Genomic DNA, 17251 nt, shown 5'->3' on the forward strand with positions numbered 1-17251 from the left:
CCTAGCGGCCCGGTCAGGCGTCCACCGTGAGCGGGCCCGTCGGAACCGCGCAGCAGAGCAGGGCGTGGCCAGGGGGGACCGGCAGCCCCGGGGGGATCAGATGGGCACGGTCGCCGTCGACGGGTTGCAGGCAGGTGCCGCAGGCTCCGGCCCGGCAGGCGGAGGGAAGGCGGACTCCGGCGGACTCCCCCAGGTCCAAGAGGGTGCCGTCGTCGGCCGTCCAGGTCGACTCCACCCCGCTAGCCGCGAAGCGGACGGTGAACGGCCCCGGCGCCGGGGGCGGTTGGTCGGTCAGCGGTACGTCCACCGGTGAGAAGAAGTGCTCGTCGGTGATGGCACCGGCCGCGAGCCCCGCGGCGAGCAGGCCGGCGCGGGCCGCCTTCACGAACGCGGCGGGTCCGCACAGGTACGCCTCCCCTTCGGGGTCGGCGGCGAGTTCCGCGTAGTCGGCCTCGGTGGGGCGGCCGTGCCGGGCGTCGGGCGGCAACGGGCCGTGGGCGGTGACGTGGAGCCGCCCGGTGCCGCGGGTCAATCGGCCGAGGAGGACGCGCACGTGCGCCCACAGGGGTGCGTCATCGGCCGTACGGACCACGTTGAGCACGGTGACCGGTCGGTCGGGAGCGGTCGCCGCCAGCCAGCGCAGGATCGACGGCACGGGGGTGACGCCCACGCCCGCCACCGCCAGGAACAGCGGTCTGGACGGGTCCGTCGACACCAGCGGGGAGCCGTACGGTCCGGAGATCCGCAGGGGCGCGCCGACCCGGAGGGCGTGGACGAGCGGGGAGATGCGGCCGTCGGGCACGCGCTTCACGCTGATGGCGGGTGCGCCCGGGTCGGTGCCGGTGAGGGTGTAGCTGCGCCAGGCCGGGCCCCGTTCGTCGGCGAGGTGGATGCGCAGGTGCTGGCCGGGGGCGGCGCCCAGACCGGCGGGGTCGTGCAGCCGCACGGTGGTGACCGTGGGGCTTTCCGTCCGTAGCTCGGTCACGGTGGCGTAGCGGGGCCAGTCGGGTTGGGGGGCGGGCAGGGTACGGGGGTCGGCGGGGGCGTCGAGCACGGTGAGGACGTCGTCCTCGGCGACCGGGCCGCCCTTGACGACCCGTGCGTAGACCCCGCAGTACAGGTGTCCGAACCGGGAGGCGAGCAGCACCGGAACGTTGAGGTCCCGTAGGCCGGTGTCCGGGTTGACGGTGGTGGCACGGCAGCGGTCGGTCGCCTGGATGATCTCCAGTTCCGCTCCGCCCAGGGCGACGCGTCGCCCCACGAGGGCGAACTCCTGCCAGGGGCCGAGCCCTTCGAGGTAGAGGTTGGCCCGGAACCTGCGGTGGTCGACCGGGACACCGGCCGATGCGCTCAGGGCGCGGACGGTGTCCAGGTTGATGAGCGAGATCGCCGCTGACGGCCAGTCCCACAGGGAGACTCCCGGGGCGTCGGTGGCGACCGGACCGTTCGGGCCGTCGGGGAACCAGGTGCGCAGGGTGGCGTCGGCCCGCTCGATGTCGTGGGGCCGGGGCAGCCCGTCGTGGAGCCGGAGGGTGATGTCGTCGCCGGCGGGTGCGGTGATGCGCAGCACGGAGGTGCCTTGGGTGCCTTCGGTGAGGGTGAGGGCGTAGCGGGCGAGGGAGGCGTTCTTGAGGAGGCGGAGGAACGCGGTGCTGTCGGTCCAGCCGGAGTGCTTGCGCACCGTGAGGGTTCCGTTGCGCAGGCCGATCACGCGGTCCAGGGGCAGCCCCTGCCCCGGGGTGAGGAGCACCCGGGGCAGGGGACGGCCGGCCATGGCCTTCACGGGGTAGCGGACGATGCCGGCCAGGCGTGCCGTGAGTCCCCGGTACGGGGCGGGTGGGCCCTGCGGCGGTGTCGGTGGTGCGGTCACAGGTGGATCCAGGTGTCGGGTGTCGCGGTGCAGGGCCCGCCGGGGTGGAGCCGTAGACGGGCGGACGCGACGTCGATGCTGACCGTGAGCAGGGTGCGCCACTGGAGCTGGAAGGGGAGGCCGTCCTGCGGGTGGCAGCACACGGGGGCGCCGTCGCTGTCGTGGGCGCGGAGGAGGTCCACCCAGCGTTGGGGGTCGGGGTCGGCCAGGAGGGTGCGGTGGGCGTGCAGGTGGGCGTAGCGGGGGTGGGTGCTGGCGCCGGGTGGGGTGTTCTCGCCGAGGGCGAGTGCGGGGTCGAGGAAGTGGTTGGTGTGGAGGAGGTAGCCGTCGGTGTCCGGGCGGACGACGGCGACGCCCGCCGGGCAGACCTCGATGCTCGCTGCGTCGGCGTGCCGCCCGTCGTGGGTGACGACGGTGAGCACGGTCGATGCGGTGACCCGTGCGGAGCGGGCGATGTCGACGGCCTCGGCGACGGTGGTCGCCCGCTCCAGGATCCTGCGGGCGACCACATGGACGGGGACGCCGATGCCGTCGCCGTCCGCGCGGTGGCTGAGGATGTTGAAGTGGACGCCCAGACCTGCGTCGTTGACGCCGATCTTGGCGAGTGCGCCGGCCTCGGTGAAGGTCCGCACGGTGGGGCCCGGTGCGTCGGTGCGGTGCCGGGTGAGGGTCCGGGCGAACGCCATCTCGTCGTGCCAGTCCCAGGTCTGGATGGTGTGCGGGGCTCCCGGGCCGCCGAGGTGGACGGCGGTGGAGCACTCGCCTTCGGCGGTCGCACCGACCGTGGCGAGGATCTCGGTGCGGGCGTTGAGCATGGCCAGTTCCCATACGGGCAGCCCCGCGCCGGCGGCGGTCGCGACGAGTTCGGCGTGCAGTTCGGGGGCCCAGCGGGCGATCTCCTCGCTGGCTTGTTCGCCGTGCGGTCGCAGGTCGTGCGGGGCGACGTCGACGGCGGTGAACAGTTCGCGGTAGGCGACGGCGGCGGCCCGGATGCGGTGCCCGTGGGTCCGGCCGAAGGTGCGGCCCCGGCGGGCGGGGTCCGGGTCGTCGGAGTGGAACGTCGGCAGGGTCGCCACGGTGGCGGGCCGGCCGGGGCCGGGCAGGGGGCCGCCGGGGGGAGTGACTGCGGCACGGGTCATCGGACGCTGCTCAGGATCGCGTCCCACATGACCTCGGAGGCGACCGCTCCCAGGGCGACGGAGGTCATCGTGTCCTGCCCGGTGCGCAGGGGGTTGCGCGGGAGGTCGACCTCGTCGGTGGTGAGCGTGAAGAGGGTGTCTCCGTCCAGGTTGGTGTGGAACGGCTGGATGCCGCGGTGCATGGAGCTGTGGACCTGGCGGCCGAAGTAGGCGAGTTCGCGGTCGTCGAGACGGACGTTGGTGACGAGGACGGAGATCGTGGTGTTGCCCGGCATGGTGGTGGGGGCGCTGGTCGGGTCCTTCGCGAACGCCTCCGCGTAGTCGAGTTGCGGGAGGTTCCGGGTGCCGGTCGCGGCGTCGTAGTTGCCGCGGAGCACGGTGCCGTCGCGGTCGACGATGACGCCCACCGCGTTGATCACGGTCGCGGCGAGGATGCGGATGTCCCCGATCTGGCGGAACGCCGCGCCCTGGCCGGCGAATTCGGTGCGGGAGTACTCGACCTTCCCGACGGAGGCGCTGGCCCCGGCCCCGCAGCGGCCGACGGGGAACTCGCCGTGTCGGGCGGCGCGCATCGCGGCCCGGCCCAGGGCGGCGTCCGGGGTGACGGCGTTGTCCCGGGCGCTGTAGTCGTAGATGATCGCCCCGGCCACGCACTTGAGCTGGTCCCAGTTGACGTCGTTGCCGACCCGGGTGAGGAGTTCGCCCGCGACTCCGGGGGCGGCGCCGAGACCGTACAGGGAGCCGCCGGCCAGGCAGACGGCGTGGGCGAAGGAGTCGGCGCCGTAGGTGAGGCCAATGGCGCCGCCGCGGGCGTCGATGGACATCCGGGCACCGGCCGGGACGTGGACGACGGTGACCCCGGTGGGGCCCTCGCTGTACTCGGCGGTGCCGACCTCGACGCCGGGGAAGTCGTAGGTCACCGTCCGCTCGCCGCGGCTGGGGCGCGGCACGGGGTTGACGTCCTCGTTGCCCCGGCAGGGGCCGAAGGCGGGGACGCCCGTCAGGTGGTGCTCGGGCTCGGGGGTGTGGGGCGAGGTGTTCACAGGTTCTCCAGGAGGGTGCGGGAGTAGGGGTGTTCGGGTGTGTTCCAGAAGCGGGCGGTGTCCGCGAGTTCGACGATCCGGCCGCTGTGCATCACGGCGATGCGGTCGGCGGCGTAGCGGACGGCTGCGAGGTCGTGGGAGATGAACAGGGCTCCGAAGCCGTGTTCGTGTTGGAGGTCGCGGATCAGGTTGAGGGTCTGGGCCTGCACGGACACGTCGAGGGCGCTGACGGCCTCGTCGAAGACGATGAACCGGGGCCGGGTGATCAGTGACCGGGCGATGGCGACCCGCTGGCGTTGACCGCCGGAGAGTTCGTGGGGGAGACGGTCGGCGAACCGTTCGGGGAGTCCGACCTGGTCGAGGAGGCCGGCCACGGCGCGGTGGTGCGCGCGCAGTCGGGTGCGGGTGGCGGCGGCGAGGGGTTCGGCGACGCTGTCGCCGACGGTGAGCCGGGGGTTGAGGGACCAGTGCGGGTTCTGGAGCACGGCTTGGATGGGTCCGGCCCGGCCCCGGCGGCCGTGAGGTGCGCCGAGGAACCTGACGGTTCCGGAGGTGGGGCGCCGCAGTCCCAGCGCGATCGCGCCGGTGGTGGACTTGCCGGAGCCGGACTCCCCGACCAGTCCCAGGGTCTGTCCCGCGGCGATCGTGAAGCCGACCCGGTCCATCGCGGTGACCGGGGTGCCGCCCCGGTGACGGGCGGCGAAGACGACGGAGACGGCGTCGAGTTCGAGGACGGGGGTGTCCGGTGCGTCCGGTTCGGGGGGCGGGGGCGTGTCGTTCACGGGGCCGTCTCCAGGTGCGCGGACGGGTGGGCAGCAGGGGTGCGTTCCTCGTCGAGGACGTGGTGGCACAGGAGCGTGCGGTCGCCGCGGGTGACCGGCGCGGGCCGTTCGGCGCGGCACCCGTCGGTGGCCGACGGACAGCGCGGGGCGAAGGCGCAGCCGGTGGCCGCGCCGGAGAGTACGGGCGGCGCTCCGATGATGGACCGCAGTCGGTCGCCGTCGACGGCGCGCGCCGGGTCGGTGGCGGCGAGCGCGGCGGTGTAGGGGTGGCGGGGCGCGCCGAGCACGTGCGTGGTGGGGCCGTCCTCGACGATGCGACCGCCGTACATGACGGCGACCCGGCCGCACCAGCGGGCGACGCCGCCGAGGTCGTGGCTGAGCCAGACGAGGGTGGTGCCGTGTTCGTCGGCGAGGGTGAACAGCAGGCGCAGTACGTCCTGGCGGACCTGCGCGTCGAGGGCGGCGGTGGGTTCGTCGGCGATGAGCACGGCCGGGTTGCGTGCCATGGCCATGGCGATGATGACGCGTTGGGCCATGCCGCCGGAGATCTCGTGGGGGTAGAGCGTCAGGACGCGTTCGGGGTCCTTGATGCGTACTTGTTCCAGCCGTCGGACGAGGTCGGCGCGGTTCTTGCGGTCGGCCCGCGGCGCCCGTTCGGTACCGTCGGTGCGCAGGGCGAGGGCGAGTTGCCTTCCGATGCGCAGGGTCGGGTCGAGTGCGCCGACGGGGTCCTGGGGGATGAAGCCGAGGCGTTCGCGGCGGAGTCGGGCGAGCTGGTCGCGCGGCAGGTCGAGCACGGACCGGCCGTCCACGAGGACCCTGCCGCGGGGGTAGTGCGTCGTGCTGGGCAACAGCCTGCCGATCAGGAGCCCGAGGGTCGACTTCCCGGAGCCGGACTCGCCGACGATCCCGACGTGCCCCCCGGGTTCGACCGCGAGGCTCACGCCGTCCAGGGCCCGTACGGTGCGCTGGGGGGTTCGGTACTCGGCGACGACGTCGTCGATCAGGACGATGGGTGTCATATCAGCGCCCTCGTTTCTCTGGGTTCGAAGTGGTCGCGCAGGCTGTCCCCGATGAGGTTGATGGAGACGATGGCGGCGACCAGGACCGTGCCGGGGGCGATGATCAGCCAGGGGGCGTTGACCAGGTAGAGGCTGCCTTCCTGGATGAGGAGTCCGAGGGAGGCGTCGGGCAGTTGGACCCCGTAGCCGAGGAAGCCGAGGCCGCCCTCGACGAGGATGCCGATCGACAGGGCGTAGGTGCCCTGGACGGCGATGGTGCCGGACACGTTGGTGAGGATGTGGCGGCGCATGAGGGTGAGCGGGGGCACTCCGCTGATGCGGGCCGCGACGACGAAGTCCCGGCGGGCGACGGCCCGGGCGGCGGTGGCGACCATGCGGGTCATGAGCGGGACGGTGACCAGGACGGTGCTGGCGAGGGCTGCGGACCGGCCGGGGCCGAGCACCGCCGAGACCAGGACGGCGAGCACGATGGACGGGAAGGCGTACAGGACGTCGGAGAGTCGGGAGACGGTTTCGGCGGTCCGTCCGCCCCGGTAGCCGGCGAGGATGCCGAGGGCGGTGCTGATGGCCGCTGCGGTGAGCACGGCGAGCGAGGACAGCAGCAGGGTCGTTCCGATGCCCTGGAGGAGTCGCGGGAGCAGGGAACGGCCGAGGTTGTCCGTGCCGAGGGGTGCTTCGGCGCCGGGCGGGGTGAGTCGCCGTCCGACGGTGCTCCCGGGGTCGCCGCCGAGGCCGAACAGATGGCTCAGCAGGGTCGCGACGACGAGGAGGAGCAGCGTCCACAGGGCCACGCGGAACAGTCCGTCGAAGGAGCGCGGGGCGAGCACCGATCGCAGGCGGCTGAGGATCCGGCGTGTGCGGGGTGCGGGGGCGCTCTCGACGGTCGGGCCGGGGGGCGGGTGTGCGGAGGCGGTGGGCTCGTGGCCCTGCGGGGTGGTGGCGCTCATGTGGCGGTGCTCCCGGCCTGGTTGCTGATCCGCGGGTCGATGATTCCGCAGACGATGTCGACGAGGACGTTGACGACGATGAACACGGTCGCCGCGAGCAGCACCCCCGCCTGCACGATCGCGTAGTCGCGGCGGTCGAGGCCGTCCACGAGGAAGGAGCCGAGTCCCGGGGTGTTGAAGAGCCGCTCCACGATGACGGCGCCGCCCAGGAGGTAGGCGGTGAGGGTGGCGAGCAGGGTGAGGACGGGGATGGAGGCGTTGCGCAGGACGTGGTGGCGCACGATGTGGGCGGTCGACTCGCCCCGGGCGATCGCGGCGGCGATGTGGGGTTCGACGAGGACCCCGAGGACGCTGTCCCGCGTGGTGCGGGCGACGGCCGCCGTGCAGAACACCGCGAGCACCGCGGCGGGCAGCGCCAGGGACAGCACGGATCGTAGGGGGCCCTGGTCCCAGGGGACGTAGGCCCCGACGGTCAGGCCGAGGCCGTACCGGGTGAACACGAAGACCACGAGGCTGCCGAGGACGAACTCGGGCAGGCTCAGTCCGAGGCTGCCCAGGAGCCGGCCCGTGCGTCCGCCGCCCGAGCCGCGGATTCCGGTGAGGACGCCGAGGGGGACGCCGATGAGGACGGTCACGCACAGGGCGAGGGCGGTGAGGGTGACGGTCGCGGGGAGCCGTTCGGCGAACTCCGAGGCCACCGGGGTCTGACTCGCCATCGAGATCCCGAAGTCGCCCCGCACCGCGTGGAGCAACCAGTGCACGTACTGCTCGGGGAGGGAGCCGTCGAGGCCGTACCGTTCGGCGGCGGCGTCCTTCTCGGCCCTGCTGGCCAGTGGGCCGAGCACCAGGTCGGAGTAGCGGCCGGGCATCGCGCGGACCGCCCCGAAGATCAGGATGGAGACGCCGGTGAGGGTGAGGGCGGCGACGCCGACGCGTCCCAGGGCCCAGCGGAAGTAGGTCATGACGGACTACTTGGCGCCGGGGATCGTGAACTCGGTGATGTTCCGCAGCAGGTTCCCGTATCCCTCGCGGGCGTGGAGGGTGGGGCTGACCTTGTCGGTGCGGTAGCCGACGACACCGGGCCGGGAGACCAGCGGCAGCATCTCGGCGTTGGTGTCGACCTTCTCGCACACCGCGCGCAGTGCGGCGTTCCGTTGGGCGCCCGGGGCCTGGGCGGACGCGGTGTCGATGAGGGCGTTCAGCTCGGTGTCGTTCTTGAGGAAGACGCTGGAGAAGCCGGCGACCGACGGGTTCCACCAGCGGGACACCATCGAGGCGTCGGCGTATCCGGCGAACCAGCCGATGGCGAGGTCGAAGTCGGGTTCCGCGCCGAAGACCCGTTCGCCGTACGTCGCGTCGTCGAACTTCTCGATCTTCACCTTGACCCCGGCGGCGGCGTACTGCTGCTGGACGACCTGGGCGATCTGGGCGAGTGCGGGCTCGGAGGTGTAGACGGCGATGCGCAGGGTGGTGCCCTCGGCGCCGGCGGCCTTCACGGCCGCCTCGGCGCCGGCCACGCCGGCCTTGGCGCCGGGTAGCGCGCCGGGCTCGCATCCGCCGGGCAGGGCGGACGGGGCGACCCCGGTCGGCCGGGACTGGCCGCCGAGTGCGTTGTCGGCGATCTGCTGTCGGTCGAGTGCGCTGTTGAGTGCGAACCTGACCTTCTGGTCGGCGAGCGGCGATTTCGGGTTCTGGGAGTTCTGGATCAGGTAGTAGAAGTCGCTGTACCGCTGGTTGACGACCTTGGCGTTCGGCGTTCCGGTCAGCTGGTCCATGGAGTCGACGTTGTTGAAGAACGCGAGTCCGGCGTTTCCGCTGCGGACGGCGGCGAGTCGGGCGGATTCCTGGGGGACGATCTCGACGCGCAGTTCGGAGACGCCGACCTTGTCGGCGAACCGGTACTTCGAATTGGGGGCGAACGTCCAGTGCCGGTCCTGCTTGTGCTCGCGGACGGTGAAGGGGCCGGTGCCGAGCATCTGCTTCTTGATGTCGAGTGAGCCGTTCTCGATTTCCTTCATGGGGAGCACGGAGGCGGGTGTGTTCGACAGCGCGGAGAGGAATGCGCCGTACGGCTTCTTCAGTTCGACCGTGACCTCGGCGGGACCGGTGGCCCGGACCGTCTTGATGGGGCCGAGCTGGGCGCCGTACGGGGCCTTGGAGGCGGCGAGGCGCTTGAGGCTGCCCACCACGTCGGCGGTGGTGACCTCGCGTCCGTGGGAGAACCTGGCCCCGTCACGGAGGGTGAACACGTAGGTCGTGGGGTCGGGTTGCGTCCAGGACTTGGCGAGCAGCGGCTTGATCTCGAAGCGGGCGCCTACGGTGACCAGCGGTTCGTAGACCAGGGAGCCGAGGGACCAGGAGCGGGCGCTGCCGGCGAGTTGGGGGTCGAGCCCGCCGGCCTCGACCGAGTCGTAGTCGACCTGGACGGTGAGCGGGCCGCGGCCTTTGACGCCCTTGTCGGCGACGGCGAGGTAGCCGGGGTGCTTGCCTGCATCCGCCGGGGCGTCGGGTTCCGGAGCGGCCGTACAGGCGGTGAGGGCCGTCGACAGGACGGCGGAACACACCATGACGGAGGAGGATCTTCGCACGGGTCATCTCCTTGCCAAACGAAGCCGGATCGTTCCGGCGTGCCGGAAAACTATGTCCGCCACAAGCCGGTGTCAATGCCACGCACAAGAAAAGATCTGACGATCCGAAAGGCCTCTTGAATTCCCCGAAACGGGCAGGGGTCTTTCGCGAACAACCATGGTCGGCTGTTCGCGAAAGACCCCTGAAGGAAAGGAACGCGATAACGAAATGAGTTTCTTACTGAATCCGGAGCGGGCGAGTGGAAGTCCGAATGTTGAGCTCTATGGGAACCGAACGAATGGTGCCCTCCGGTTCCTGTCGGGCGAGGATCTCGCATAGCAGGCGGGCGCATTCCGCACCGACCGAGCGGGGGCGGAGTTCGATGGAGGTGATCGGGGGGTCCGCCAACCGCATCGCGGAACTGTCCACGCAGGAGGCCAGCAGCAGGTCCTCCCCCACCGTGCGCCCGGCCGCACGCAGCTCCGGCAGGATCGCCGCCGCGGCCCCGTCGGCGGCGCAGACGATCGCGTCGACCTCGGGGCAGCGGACGAACATCCGACGGACTTCCGCTTGCAGCGCCTCGGGCGCGGAGCCGAACGGCGCCCGGTGGGTGAGGTCGGGTGCCCCCCGCTCGGCGCACCACCCGCTGTAGGTGGCGCACAGGGTGGTGGCCCATTCCCCGGTGGTGTCCGAGGCCAGGAACGCGACGCGGCGGGCCCCCCGTTCCCCGAGGTGGTCCAGGAGTTCCGTCAGGTGGGTGCGGTGGTCGGAGACGACGACCCCGGTGGATTCCTGGTCCCCGACGTACCGTTCCGCCGTCACGACGGGCAGACCGGAACTCATCAGCTGGTCGACCACCGGGTCCCCGGCGATCGGATCGCACAGCACCAGACCGTCGACCTGCGGGGCGCCGGGCCCGTGACCCAGGTGCCCCGCGGACATCAGGGTGACGTTGAGACTGGCCCTGGTCGCCTCCTCGATCACGCCGAACACGAAGGACATGTAGTACTCGGCGCTGGTCAGGAACTCCGGAATGTGCAGCCCGATCGTCTCCGTCACCGAGGTGCGCAGCGACCGGGCGTTGCGGTTGGGCGAGTACCCCAACTGCCGCGCCGCGGCGACCACCACCTCCCGGGTCGCCTCGGAGACCCGCCCGCGTCCGCGCAGCGCGTCGGAGGCGGTGGTCCTGGAGACCACCGCCAGGCGGGCCACGTCCGCGATGGTCGGGGCGGCGGGGGTGCCGGCCCGGGGTTCGCGGGTGTCCGGCGCCGCCTGGGGGCCGTACTGCATGTTCACCATCCGTGGGTCAGGGTGTCGTCCAGCGCGGACACGAACCGGTCCGCGCTGTCGGGGGTCAGGCACAGCGGGGGTTTGATCTTGAGGACGCACTGTCGGTCCGAGGTGGGCTGGACGATCACGCCCAGTTCGCGGAGCCGCTCGCAGATCGCGGCCGTCTCCTCGGTCGCGGGTTCGCGGGTGCTGCGGTCCCGGACGAACTCCACGCCGAGGTAGAGCCCGCTGCCGTGCACGGCGCCGATCAGCGGGTGGCGCTCCGCCAGCTCCTGGAGTCCGGCGCGCAGCCGGTCGCCGACGGTGCGGGCGTTGTCCTGGAGCTTCTCGTCCCGGAGCACGTCCAGGACGGTGAGTCCGACGACCGAACTCACCGGGCTGCCGCCCGCGGAGGAGAAGAAGTACCCCTGGGTCCGGTAGGCCGCGGCGATCTCACGGGTGGTGATGACCGCGCCCAGCGGATGACCGTTGCCCATCGCCTTGGCGACGGTGACGATGTCCGGTACGACGCCCTGCTGGTCGAAGCCCCAGAAGTGGTGACCGAGCCGTCCGTAGCCCACCTGGACCTCGTCGGCGACGCACAGCCCGCCGGCTGCACGGACCGCCGCGTACACCTGCTCCAGATAGCCCTCGGGCAGGGCCATTCCGCCGGCGTTCCCGTAGTAGGGCTCGCAGATGAACGCCCCCGGGGGGCGTCCGGACGCGGTCAGTGCCTCGATCGCCGCGACGGCCTCCGGCGCGTACCGCCCGGCCCCGGTTCCCCGGTGGACGCCCCGGTAGGCGTTGGGCGCGGGGAGGGCGTGCACCCAGTCGGGGCGGGAGGCGAGCGCACCGGGGTTGTCGGCGGTCGAGGTGGACACGGCGTCGCTGGCGTAGGTCCAGCCGTGGTACGCCTCGCCGATCGCGACGGTGTCCTGCCGTCCGGTGGCCGCCCAGGCCAGCCGGAGCGCGAGGTCCACGGCTTCGGAGCCGCTGTTGACCAGGAAGACCTGGTCGAGCGGGGCCGGGAGGAGTTCCGCGAGGCGTTCCGACAGCTCCACCACGGCGGCGTAGTGGAACCGGGAGTTGGTGTTGAGGCGCTGCCACTGTCGGTGCACGGCCGCAGCGAGCCGGGGGTGGCCGTGACCGAGGACGGTCACGTTGTTGAGCACGTCCAGGTAGCAGCGGCCCTCGGTGTCGAGGAGGTACTCCCGCCAGCCGCGCTCCACCCGGGGCGGCGCCCCGTAGTAGTGCTCCTGCACCGCAGCGAAGGAACGGTCACGGCGGGCCAGCAGTGCGGCGGGCGAGATGCCGGCGTCGTCGCCCGTGGACGAGGTCGGGGCCGGTGCGGTCGAACCGGCCGGGAGGATCAGGTCGGTGGGGTCCGGACACGACGCGAGCCAGCCGGGAGCAAGGCCCGGGGCGGCGAACCGGGGCGGTGCGTCGTCCGCGAGCCGGGTGAGCAGGACATGGGCCGCCGGACCGCCGTCGCGGGGGGTGAACGTCCCGATCGGGTCCCCGGCCCGGACGGCCACGGCGCGTCCCCGGCCCCCACCGCCCCCGCCACCGCCTCCGTCGACGTCGTCGATGACGAGGTGCCAACCGTCCGCCGTCAGGGTCACCCCGTGCGGCCCGTGGTGGACCAGGGTTCCGGCCCACGGCGCGGTCAGGGTCACCGGCCCGGCCGTGCGCAGTTCCACGCCGAGCGCCAGGGTGGCCGCCGCCGGGTCCTCGGTACGGGACCGGGTGATCCGGTGTTCGCCGTGCCGGGTGAGCACCACCGCCGCTCCTTCGGCGAACGCCCGCGCCGCCGACGTGGCCTCCGCGTCCGGGGCCAGCCAGGCGCCGCCGTGCAGGTCGTCACTGAGGACGGACAGGTCCAGAAAAGTGACGGAGCCGCCCGGTTCGACCAGCAGCGGGTGCTGTGCGATGGGCGGACCCGGCTGCTGCGGGTGGCCGGTCGCCGCACGGAGTCGGGCGCCCATCACCTCGGTGGGCACGGACAGGGCCGCCTCCAGCATCGCCCACTCGCGGTCGAGCGCTGCGGCGGCATAGGCGTTGTCGGGATCCTGGAGCGCGTCGAACCGGCCGCTGGCCACCAGCACGGCACAGCGCAGCACGATCAGCGGCCACAGCGCGTCGATCTCGTCGACCCCCAGCGGACGCACGGCGTGGAAGGCGCGTACGGCGGGCACCACGGACGCCGGCCCGCAACCGTGGTGGTGAAGGACCGAGGCACAGGTCACGGCGAGTTCGGCGACGCCCCAACCGGGTCCGAGGTCACCGAAGTCGATCACTCCGACGGGCCGTGCGCGGCCCTGAGGACCCGTCTCGCAGACCACGTTGTTGTCGGTGACGTCACCGTGGATGGTCTGGACGGGGAGCCGAGGGGCGAGCGGTGCGAGGTGTGCGTGGGCCGCTCGGGCGGCGGCGAGCACCCGGGTGGCTTCCGCGCGGTCGGTCAGCTGCGGGGCGAGCGCCTCCACCACGGCCAGCCCGTTGCGCAGGTCCCACAGCCGGGCGTCGTCCTGCTCCGGTACGTCGACCGCGGCGAGTCCGGCGGCGACCCGTCCGGACAGTTCACCGAGGCGGGCGACCACCTCGGGGGCGAGGTAGCGACTGTCCATGATCGGCTCGCCGGGTACGTGGTCGAGCAGTCGGGCGCACAGGTCGACGCCGTTCACGGTGATCCGTTGGACGAACGCGCCGTCGGTGCCGGGGCGGGCCCGGGGCAGCCGGAGGTCCGGTGCCGCGGCGGTGAGCGCCTCGACCGCCCGGACCTGACGGTCCAGGGCGGCGGGCGGGGTGGCCGGGTTGGCGATCTTCAGGACGTGGTCGCCGCCGCCTTCGGTCCGCACCCGGTGGTTCAGGTCCTGCTGACTGCCCAGGTCCTGGAGCGTGCCGCGCACCCCGAACCTCTCCTCCAGCACGACGGTCAGGGTCTCCGCGCCGACGGCGACCATCGGCGGTGTCAACCAGTCTGCGGACGGGATGGCCATAGCACTCCGATCAGTGGCATCCGAGGACCGCCCGAGGTGCGGGCGGCGGTGCCGCATGGACTGCCGGAACGATCCGGCACGAGTGAAGGTGAAGATAGGGAGGGCCCGCGGAACCTGTCAACGCATCTGACAGGAATCCGACGAACGGACATCCGATCGTGCCGCGCGCGCCTCGCGGGTCCACCGCGTGTCCCTGCGCGGGGAGTTCCGCCGTCCGCCCCCTCACCAGCGGCGATGGACGCGAACGCGCTCCGTGTACAGGAGCAGTGGCTCTGCGGTGGTGCTCGGCCCGGTACGGCGGCCCCTGCTGGCGACCCGTTCACCCGGGCGGGACCGAAGCTCCGTGAGCGCCCGTACCCGGACGAGGACGCTGACCCTGCTCTACGCGGAAACGACCGGGAGGCCCGCCAACCCGCAGCGGATGAGGTCCCGTTGGCCCGTCTCCTCGGAACGGGCTCACGGCATCGCCGTCCCCGCGGGTTCCGATCGGTCTGTAATGCTGAGGCCATGCCCACCGCACAGCGCCTCCCGGACCCCGTCACCCCGGACGCCCCCGTGGCGATATCGAGTCCGCTGCTCACCCAGTGGTGGTTGGACCTCGCCTTCGTCCACTGGGCCGTGGAACCGGAGCTGGTGGCAGGGCTGCTGCCGGCCGGAACGGTGCCCGACACCCTCGACGGGACGACGTACGTCGGCCTGATCGCCTTCCGGATGCACCGGGTCGGCTGGTTCCGGCTCCCCGGAATCCCCTACTTCGGCGCCTTCCCGGAGACCAACGTGCGCCTGTACTCCGTCGATGCCGACGGGCGGCGCGGTGTGGTGTTCCGCTCGATGGACGCCTCCCGGCTGGTACCGGTGATCATGGGGCGGGCGGGGTTCCGGCTCCCGTACGTGTGGTCCCGCATGTCCGTGCGCTCCGCGGGCGACACCCTCGCCTACACCAGCCGCCGGCGCTGGCCCGGCCCCCGCGGCATCACCGGACACCTCACGATACGGAAGGGCGAGCGCGTCGAGGAGCCGACGGAACTGGAGCACTTCCTGACCGCCCGGTGGGGCATGCACAACGCCTTCCCCACCGGGGTCGCCTACCTGCCCAACGACCACCCGCGCTGGCCGTTGTACCGCGCGGACCTCGTCGCATGCCGGCAAGGGCTGACAGCGGCTGCCGGACTGCCCCCGCTGCGGGGCGAGCCAGTCAGCGTCCTGTACTCACCGGGGGTCCCCGTCCGTCTCGGCCGACCGTGCCGTCAGGGCCGGGCCGCCAGCAGGACGGCGTAGAGGACGAGGACCGTGACGCCGAGGACGATGCCCGTCCTCGCCAGGGCCGTACCGGAGTTGCCGTCCTGGGTCAGGGCGAGGTAGCCGGTGAGGACGGCCAGCGGGCCGAACAGCAGGCTCAGGGTGAGGAATCCGAGGACTCCGGAGACGACGCTGACCAGGGCGAGCGCCGGAGCGAAGGACGGTGCGCGAAGGGCTGAAAGGCTCTTGGAGGCGTGCACGATCTGACTCCTGTCATCGATCTGCGGTGCTTGCTTCCGGTTGTGCGGGTACCCCGCACCGGCCACCGCATGCCACCGACAGGCGATCTCTCCCCGTTCGCCGACCTCCTGGTGGATCAGCGTCCAGCGCGAAGCCGGCAGGTCGTCGTCGAACAGCCGCCGTCCGCCGCCGGTGATCCCGGGGAAGACTTTGGCCGTCTGCGGTTGGCGCGCCCCGGCGCGGGCGGGGTCGGCCCGCGCGGGCAGGCGAAGGACCCCAGGAGGATCGACGGAAGGCTGACCGGACGCTCCGCACGAGCGACTTAGGTCAGCCGTGCGGGGACTCAGGAGGGATGATCCCGCCGCCCCGTACGGACCACGCTGGGGGACAGAGACAAGGGCGGGACCTACAGCCGGGAGACGCTGTGACACAGCCACGCACGATGCATCGCGCTGCCTTCCTCCGACGGGCGGCCACACTCGGCCTGCTCACCGTGGCCGGGTCGGCGGTCGCGCCCGGGGCGGCGACCGCCGCGGGCGGTCGGGTCCCGCCCGGACGCGCCGGGCGGGGGCTCACGTACCGGGGCGTCGTCTACGACACCGGCACCTCCCACGGACCGGGCCACCTGCCTCCCGAGGTGTGGACGGCTTCCCTGATGCGGACCGACCTGCGGGCGATCGACCGCGGACTCCACTGCAACGCGGTCATGGTCTGCGGATCGGATCTCGACCGGCTTGAGCTGAGTTCGCGCGAGGCGCTCCGTCGGGGACTCCAGGTGACGCTCCAGCCCAGGTTGTTCGACCATCCGCAGGCGGAAATCCTCGCTCATCTGGCCCGTACGGCCCGGCTGGCGGAACGACTGCGGACCTCGCACCAGCCCGAGGTGGTCCTCGCCGTGGGCTGTGAGTACATCCTCTTCGCTCCGGGAATCGTGCCGGGGGCGACCTTCTTCGACCGCATGCAGCACCTGATCGAGGGGCAGTTCGACTACCCCGCCATCGTGCGGCGGCTGAACGACTTCGTCCGCGAGGCCGTCGCCGTGGCCCGCACGCACTTCCACGGCCGCATCACCTACGGCGCCGCCGCCGGCTTGGAGCAGATCGACTGGAGCCTCTTCGACATCGTGGGGGTGAACTACTACGCGTTCCACCGCGACCCTCGTGATCACAGCAGGGAGCTCGCCCCCTTCCGGCGCTGGAACAAGCCCGTCACGATCCTGGAGTTCGGCTGCTGCACCTTCCGCGGAGCAGCCGAACGGGGCGGCGACGGCTGGTCGGTGGTGGACTGGGACAAGCCGGTGCCCGAGGTGAAGGGGGACCTCCAGCGGGACGAGCGGGAACAGGCCGAGCACATCGCGAACATGCTCGGGGTCTTCGAACGGGAAGGGTTCCACGGGGCGTGGCTCTACGGCTTCATCGCCCGGGACAGCCCGCACTCCCCCCGTCCCCGGTACGACCTGGACATGGCGTCGTTCTCCGTGGTGAAGGTGATCAGGCGCGACCACGAAGACCCCGCGTCCCCGTACCACTGGGAACCCAAACGTGCCTTCTTCGCGGTCGCACGGCACAACCGCGCGGCGCGCGGGCGCTGATCCTCCCGCCCGTCGCCCGGACGGGACGGGCCTCCGGTCACAGAGCCCACCAGCAGTAGAGGCGCGAACTCGTCGCGCGTGCGCGGCCGGCCAGACCCGCAAGGCGTTCCAGTACCTCGGTGGCCTCCTCGGGGGTGGTCCCGAGGTCCTGGAGCTCGTCCGATGCGCACCACGGCCCGGCAGCCTCACTCAGGGAGGGGGGCGTCGCCGAGGCCAGTGCTTCCTGCAAGGTGCCGGAGACGCTGACGACGAAGGCGTCCTCGGCCTCGGGAGAGGAGAGCAGTTGCCCGGAGCGGGGGCGCTGGCGCGCCTCCTCGTACGTGCAAGCGGTCAGGACCGCTTCCAACTGGGCGATCACCACGACCGGGTCGATGCCCTTCAGGGACACCACGTCGAACGTCGTGCTGTCCGGGCCACCGAACCCGTCGAGGACGCCGAGGGCCGACTCGTCGTCGGAGGCGGAGAAGTACGTGCAGGTCACCATGCGGGAGATCCTCGCACCGGGGACTGACAACGCCGCGCCACGGGGCGCTCCCCCGGCA

At 72.3% G+C, this 17251-nt stretch carries 14 protein-coding genes; 2 read left to right on the plus strand and 12 right to left on the minus strand.

Annotated elements, in window-relative coordinates:
• Nucleotides 1–13: 13 nt before the first annotated feature.
• The 10 genes from ACFWIA_RS19990 to ACFWIA_RS20035 form a co-directional block, all read right to left on the minus strand.
• Nucleotides 14–1870 carry an MOSC domain-containing protein gene (locus ACFWIA_RS19990; protein ID WP_387006858.1) on the minus strand — a complete coding sequence of 619 codons (1857 nt, stop codon included), beginning with the start codon at nucleotides 1868–1870 and terminating at the stop codon, nucleotides 14–16.
• On the minus strand, nucleotides 1867–3009 hold the full coding sequence (locus ACFWIA_RS19995) for a C45 family autoproteolytic acyltransferase/hydolase (RefSeq protein ID WP_387006861.1): 1143 nt from the start codon (nucleotides 3007–3009) through the stop codon (nucleotides 1867–1869). The genes ACFWIA_RS19990 and ACFWIA_RS19995 overlap by 4 nt, the downstream gene beginning before the upstream one ends.
• On the minus strand, nucleotides 3006–4052 hold the full coding sequence (locus tag ACFWIA_RS20000) for a P1 family peptidase (protein WP_387006864.1): 1047 nt from the start codon (nucleotides 4050–4052) through the stop codon (nucleotides 3006–3008). Before ACFWIA_RS20000 ends, ACFWIA_RS19995 begins: the two co-directional genes overlap by 4 nt.
• Nucleotides 4049–4834, minus strand: coding sequence for an ABC transporter ATP-binding protein (locus tag ACFWIA_RS20005; RefSeq protein ID WP_387006866.1), 786 nt, complete (start codon nucleotides 4832–4834; stop codon nucleotides 4049–4051). Before ACFWIA_RS20005 ends, ACFWIA_RS20000 begins: the two co-directional genes overlap by 4 nt.
• Complete coding sequence (locus ACFWIA_RS20010) at nucleotides 4831–5856, minus strand: ABC transporter ATP-binding protein (RefSeq protein WP_387006868.1); 1026 nt, start codon at nucleotides 5854–5856, stop codon at nucleotides 4831–4833. The genes ACFWIA_RS20005 and ACFWIA_RS20010 overlap by 4 nt, the downstream gene beginning before the upstream one ends.
• Entirely contained in the window at nucleotides 5853–6803 is a 951-nt protein-coding gene (locus tag ACFWIA_RS20015) for an ABC transporter permease (RefSeq protein ID WP_387006871.1), read from the minus strand. The genes ACFWIA_RS20010 and ACFWIA_RS20015 overlap by 4 nt, the downstream gene beginning before the upstream one ends.
• Complete coding sequence (locus ACFWIA_RS20020) at nucleotides 6800–7765, minus strand: ABC transporter permease (RefSeq protein WP_387006874.1); 966 nt, start codon at nucleotides 7763–7765, stop codon at nucleotides 6800–6802. Before ACFWIA_RS20020 ends, ACFWIA_RS20015 begins: the two co-directional genes overlap by 4 nt.
• A 6-nt stretch (nucleotides 7766–7771) precedes the next feature.
• Nucleotides 7772–9391: an ABC transporter substrate-binding protein gene (locus ACFWIA_RS20025; RefSeq protein ID WP_387006877.1), complete on the minus strand. Its 1620-nt coding sequence runs from the start codon at nucleotides 9389–9391 to the stop codon at nucleotides 7772–7774.
• 217 nt (nucleotides 9392–9608) lie between these two features.
• The gene (locus ACFWIA_RS20030; RefSeq protein WP_387006880.1) at nucleotides 9609–10661 is read right to left on the minus strand and encodes a LacI family DNA-binding transcriptional regulator; all 1053 of its coding nucleotides are present in this window, start codon (nucleotides 10659–10661) and stop codon (nucleotides 9609–9611) included.
• A 2-nt stretch (nucleotides 10662–10663) separates the two neighbouring features.
• The gene (locus ACFWIA_RS20035; RefSeq protein ID WP_387006883.1) at nucleotides 10664–13639 is read right to left on the minus strand and encodes an aminotransferase; all 2976 of its coding nucleotides are present in this window, start codon (nucleotides 13637–13639) and stop codon (nucleotides 10664–10666) included.
• Between the two features lie 507 nt (nucleotides 13640–14146).
• Here ACFWIA_RS20035 and ACFWIA_RS20040 point away from each other — a divergent pair.
• On the plus strand, nucleotides 14147–14917 hold the full coding sequence (locus ACFWIA_RS20040) for a YqjF family protein (RefSeq protein WP_387006886.1): 771 nt from the start codon (nucleotides 14147–14149) through the stop codon (nucleotides 14915–14917).
• Here the strand turns inward: ACFWIA_RS20040 and ACFWIA_RS20045 are convergent.
• On the minus strand, nucleotides 14887–15138 hold the full coding sequence (locus ACFWIA_RS20045) for a DUF4190 domain-containing protein (RefSeq protein ID WP_387006888.1): 252 nt from the start codon (nucleotides 15136–15138) through the stop codon (nucleotides 14887–14889). The two genes, ACFWIA_RS20040 and ACFWIA_RS20045, sit on opposite strands and share 31 nt — an antisense overlap.
• 422 nt (nucleotides 15139–15560) lie before the next feature.
• On the opposite strand from ACFWIA_RS20045, the gene ACFWIA_RS20050 reads away from it, so the two are divergent.
• Entirely contained in the window at nucleotides 15561–16709 is a 1149-nt protein-coding gene (locus ACFWIA_RS20050) for an abortive phage infection protein (RefSeq protein WP_387006891.1), read from the plus strand.
• A 37-nt stretch (nucleotides 16710–16746) separates the two neighbouring features.
• Here the strand turns inward: ACFWIA_RS20050 and ACFWIA_RS20055 are convergent, their stop codons facing one another.
• Entirely contained in the window at nucleotides 16747–17193 is a 447-nt protein-coding gene (locus ACFWIA_RS20055) for a hypothetical protein (RefSeq protein WP_387006894.1), read from the minus strand.
• Between the last annotated feature and the right edge of the window lie 58 nt (nucleotides 17194–17251).

The sequence above is a fragment of the Streptomyces sp. NPDC127068 genome (genome assembly GCF_042724695.1).
In the GTDB taxonomy this organism is placed as follows: Bacteria; Actinomycetota; Actinomycetes; order Streptomycetales; family Streptomycetaceae; genus Streptomyces.

What these genes read in the sequence shown, in the direction of transcription:
- ACFWIA_RS20040 (WP_387006886.1), top strand. Translation starts at nt 14,147, where the DNA reads ATGCCCACCGCACAGCGCCTCCCGGACCCCGTCACCCCGGACGCCCCC.
- ACFWIA_RS20030 (WP_387006880.1), bottom strand. Translation starts at nt 10,661, where the DNA reads ATGCAGTACGGCCCCCAGGCGGCGCCGGACACCCGCGAACCCCGGGCC.
- ACFWIA_RS20050 (WP_387006891.1), top strand. Translation starts at nt 15,561, where the DNA reads ATGCATCGCGCTGCCTTCCTCCGACGGGCGGCCACACTCGGCCTGCTC.
- ACFWIA_RS20015 (WP_387006871.1), bottom strand. Translation starts at nt 6,803, where the DNA reads ATGAGCGCCACCACCCCGCAGGGCCACGAGCCCACCGCCTCCGCACAC.
- ACFWIA_RS20035 (WP_387006883.1), bottom strand. Translation starts at nt 13,639, where the DNA reads ATGGCCATCCCGTCCGCAGACTGGTTGACACCGCCGATGGTCGCCGTC.
- ACFWIA_RS20010 (WP_387006868.1), bottom strand. Translation starts at nt 5,856, where the DNA reads ATGACACCCATCGTCCTGATCGACGACGTCGTCGCCGAGTACCGAACC.
- ACFWIA_RS20020 (WP_387006874.1), bottom strand. Translation starts at nt 7,765, where the DNA reads ATGACCTACTTCCGCTGGGCCCTGGGACGCGTCGGCGTCGCCGCCCTC.
- ACFWIA_RS20055 (WP_387006894.1), bottom strand. Translation starts at nt 17,193, where the DNA reads ATGGTGACCTGCACGTACTTCTCCGCCTCCGACGACGAGTCGGCCCTC.
- ACFWIA_RS19995 (WP_387006861.1), bottom strand. Translation starts at nt 3,009, where the DNA reads ATGACCCGTGCCGCAGTCACTCCCCCCGGCGGCCCCCTGCCCGGCCCC.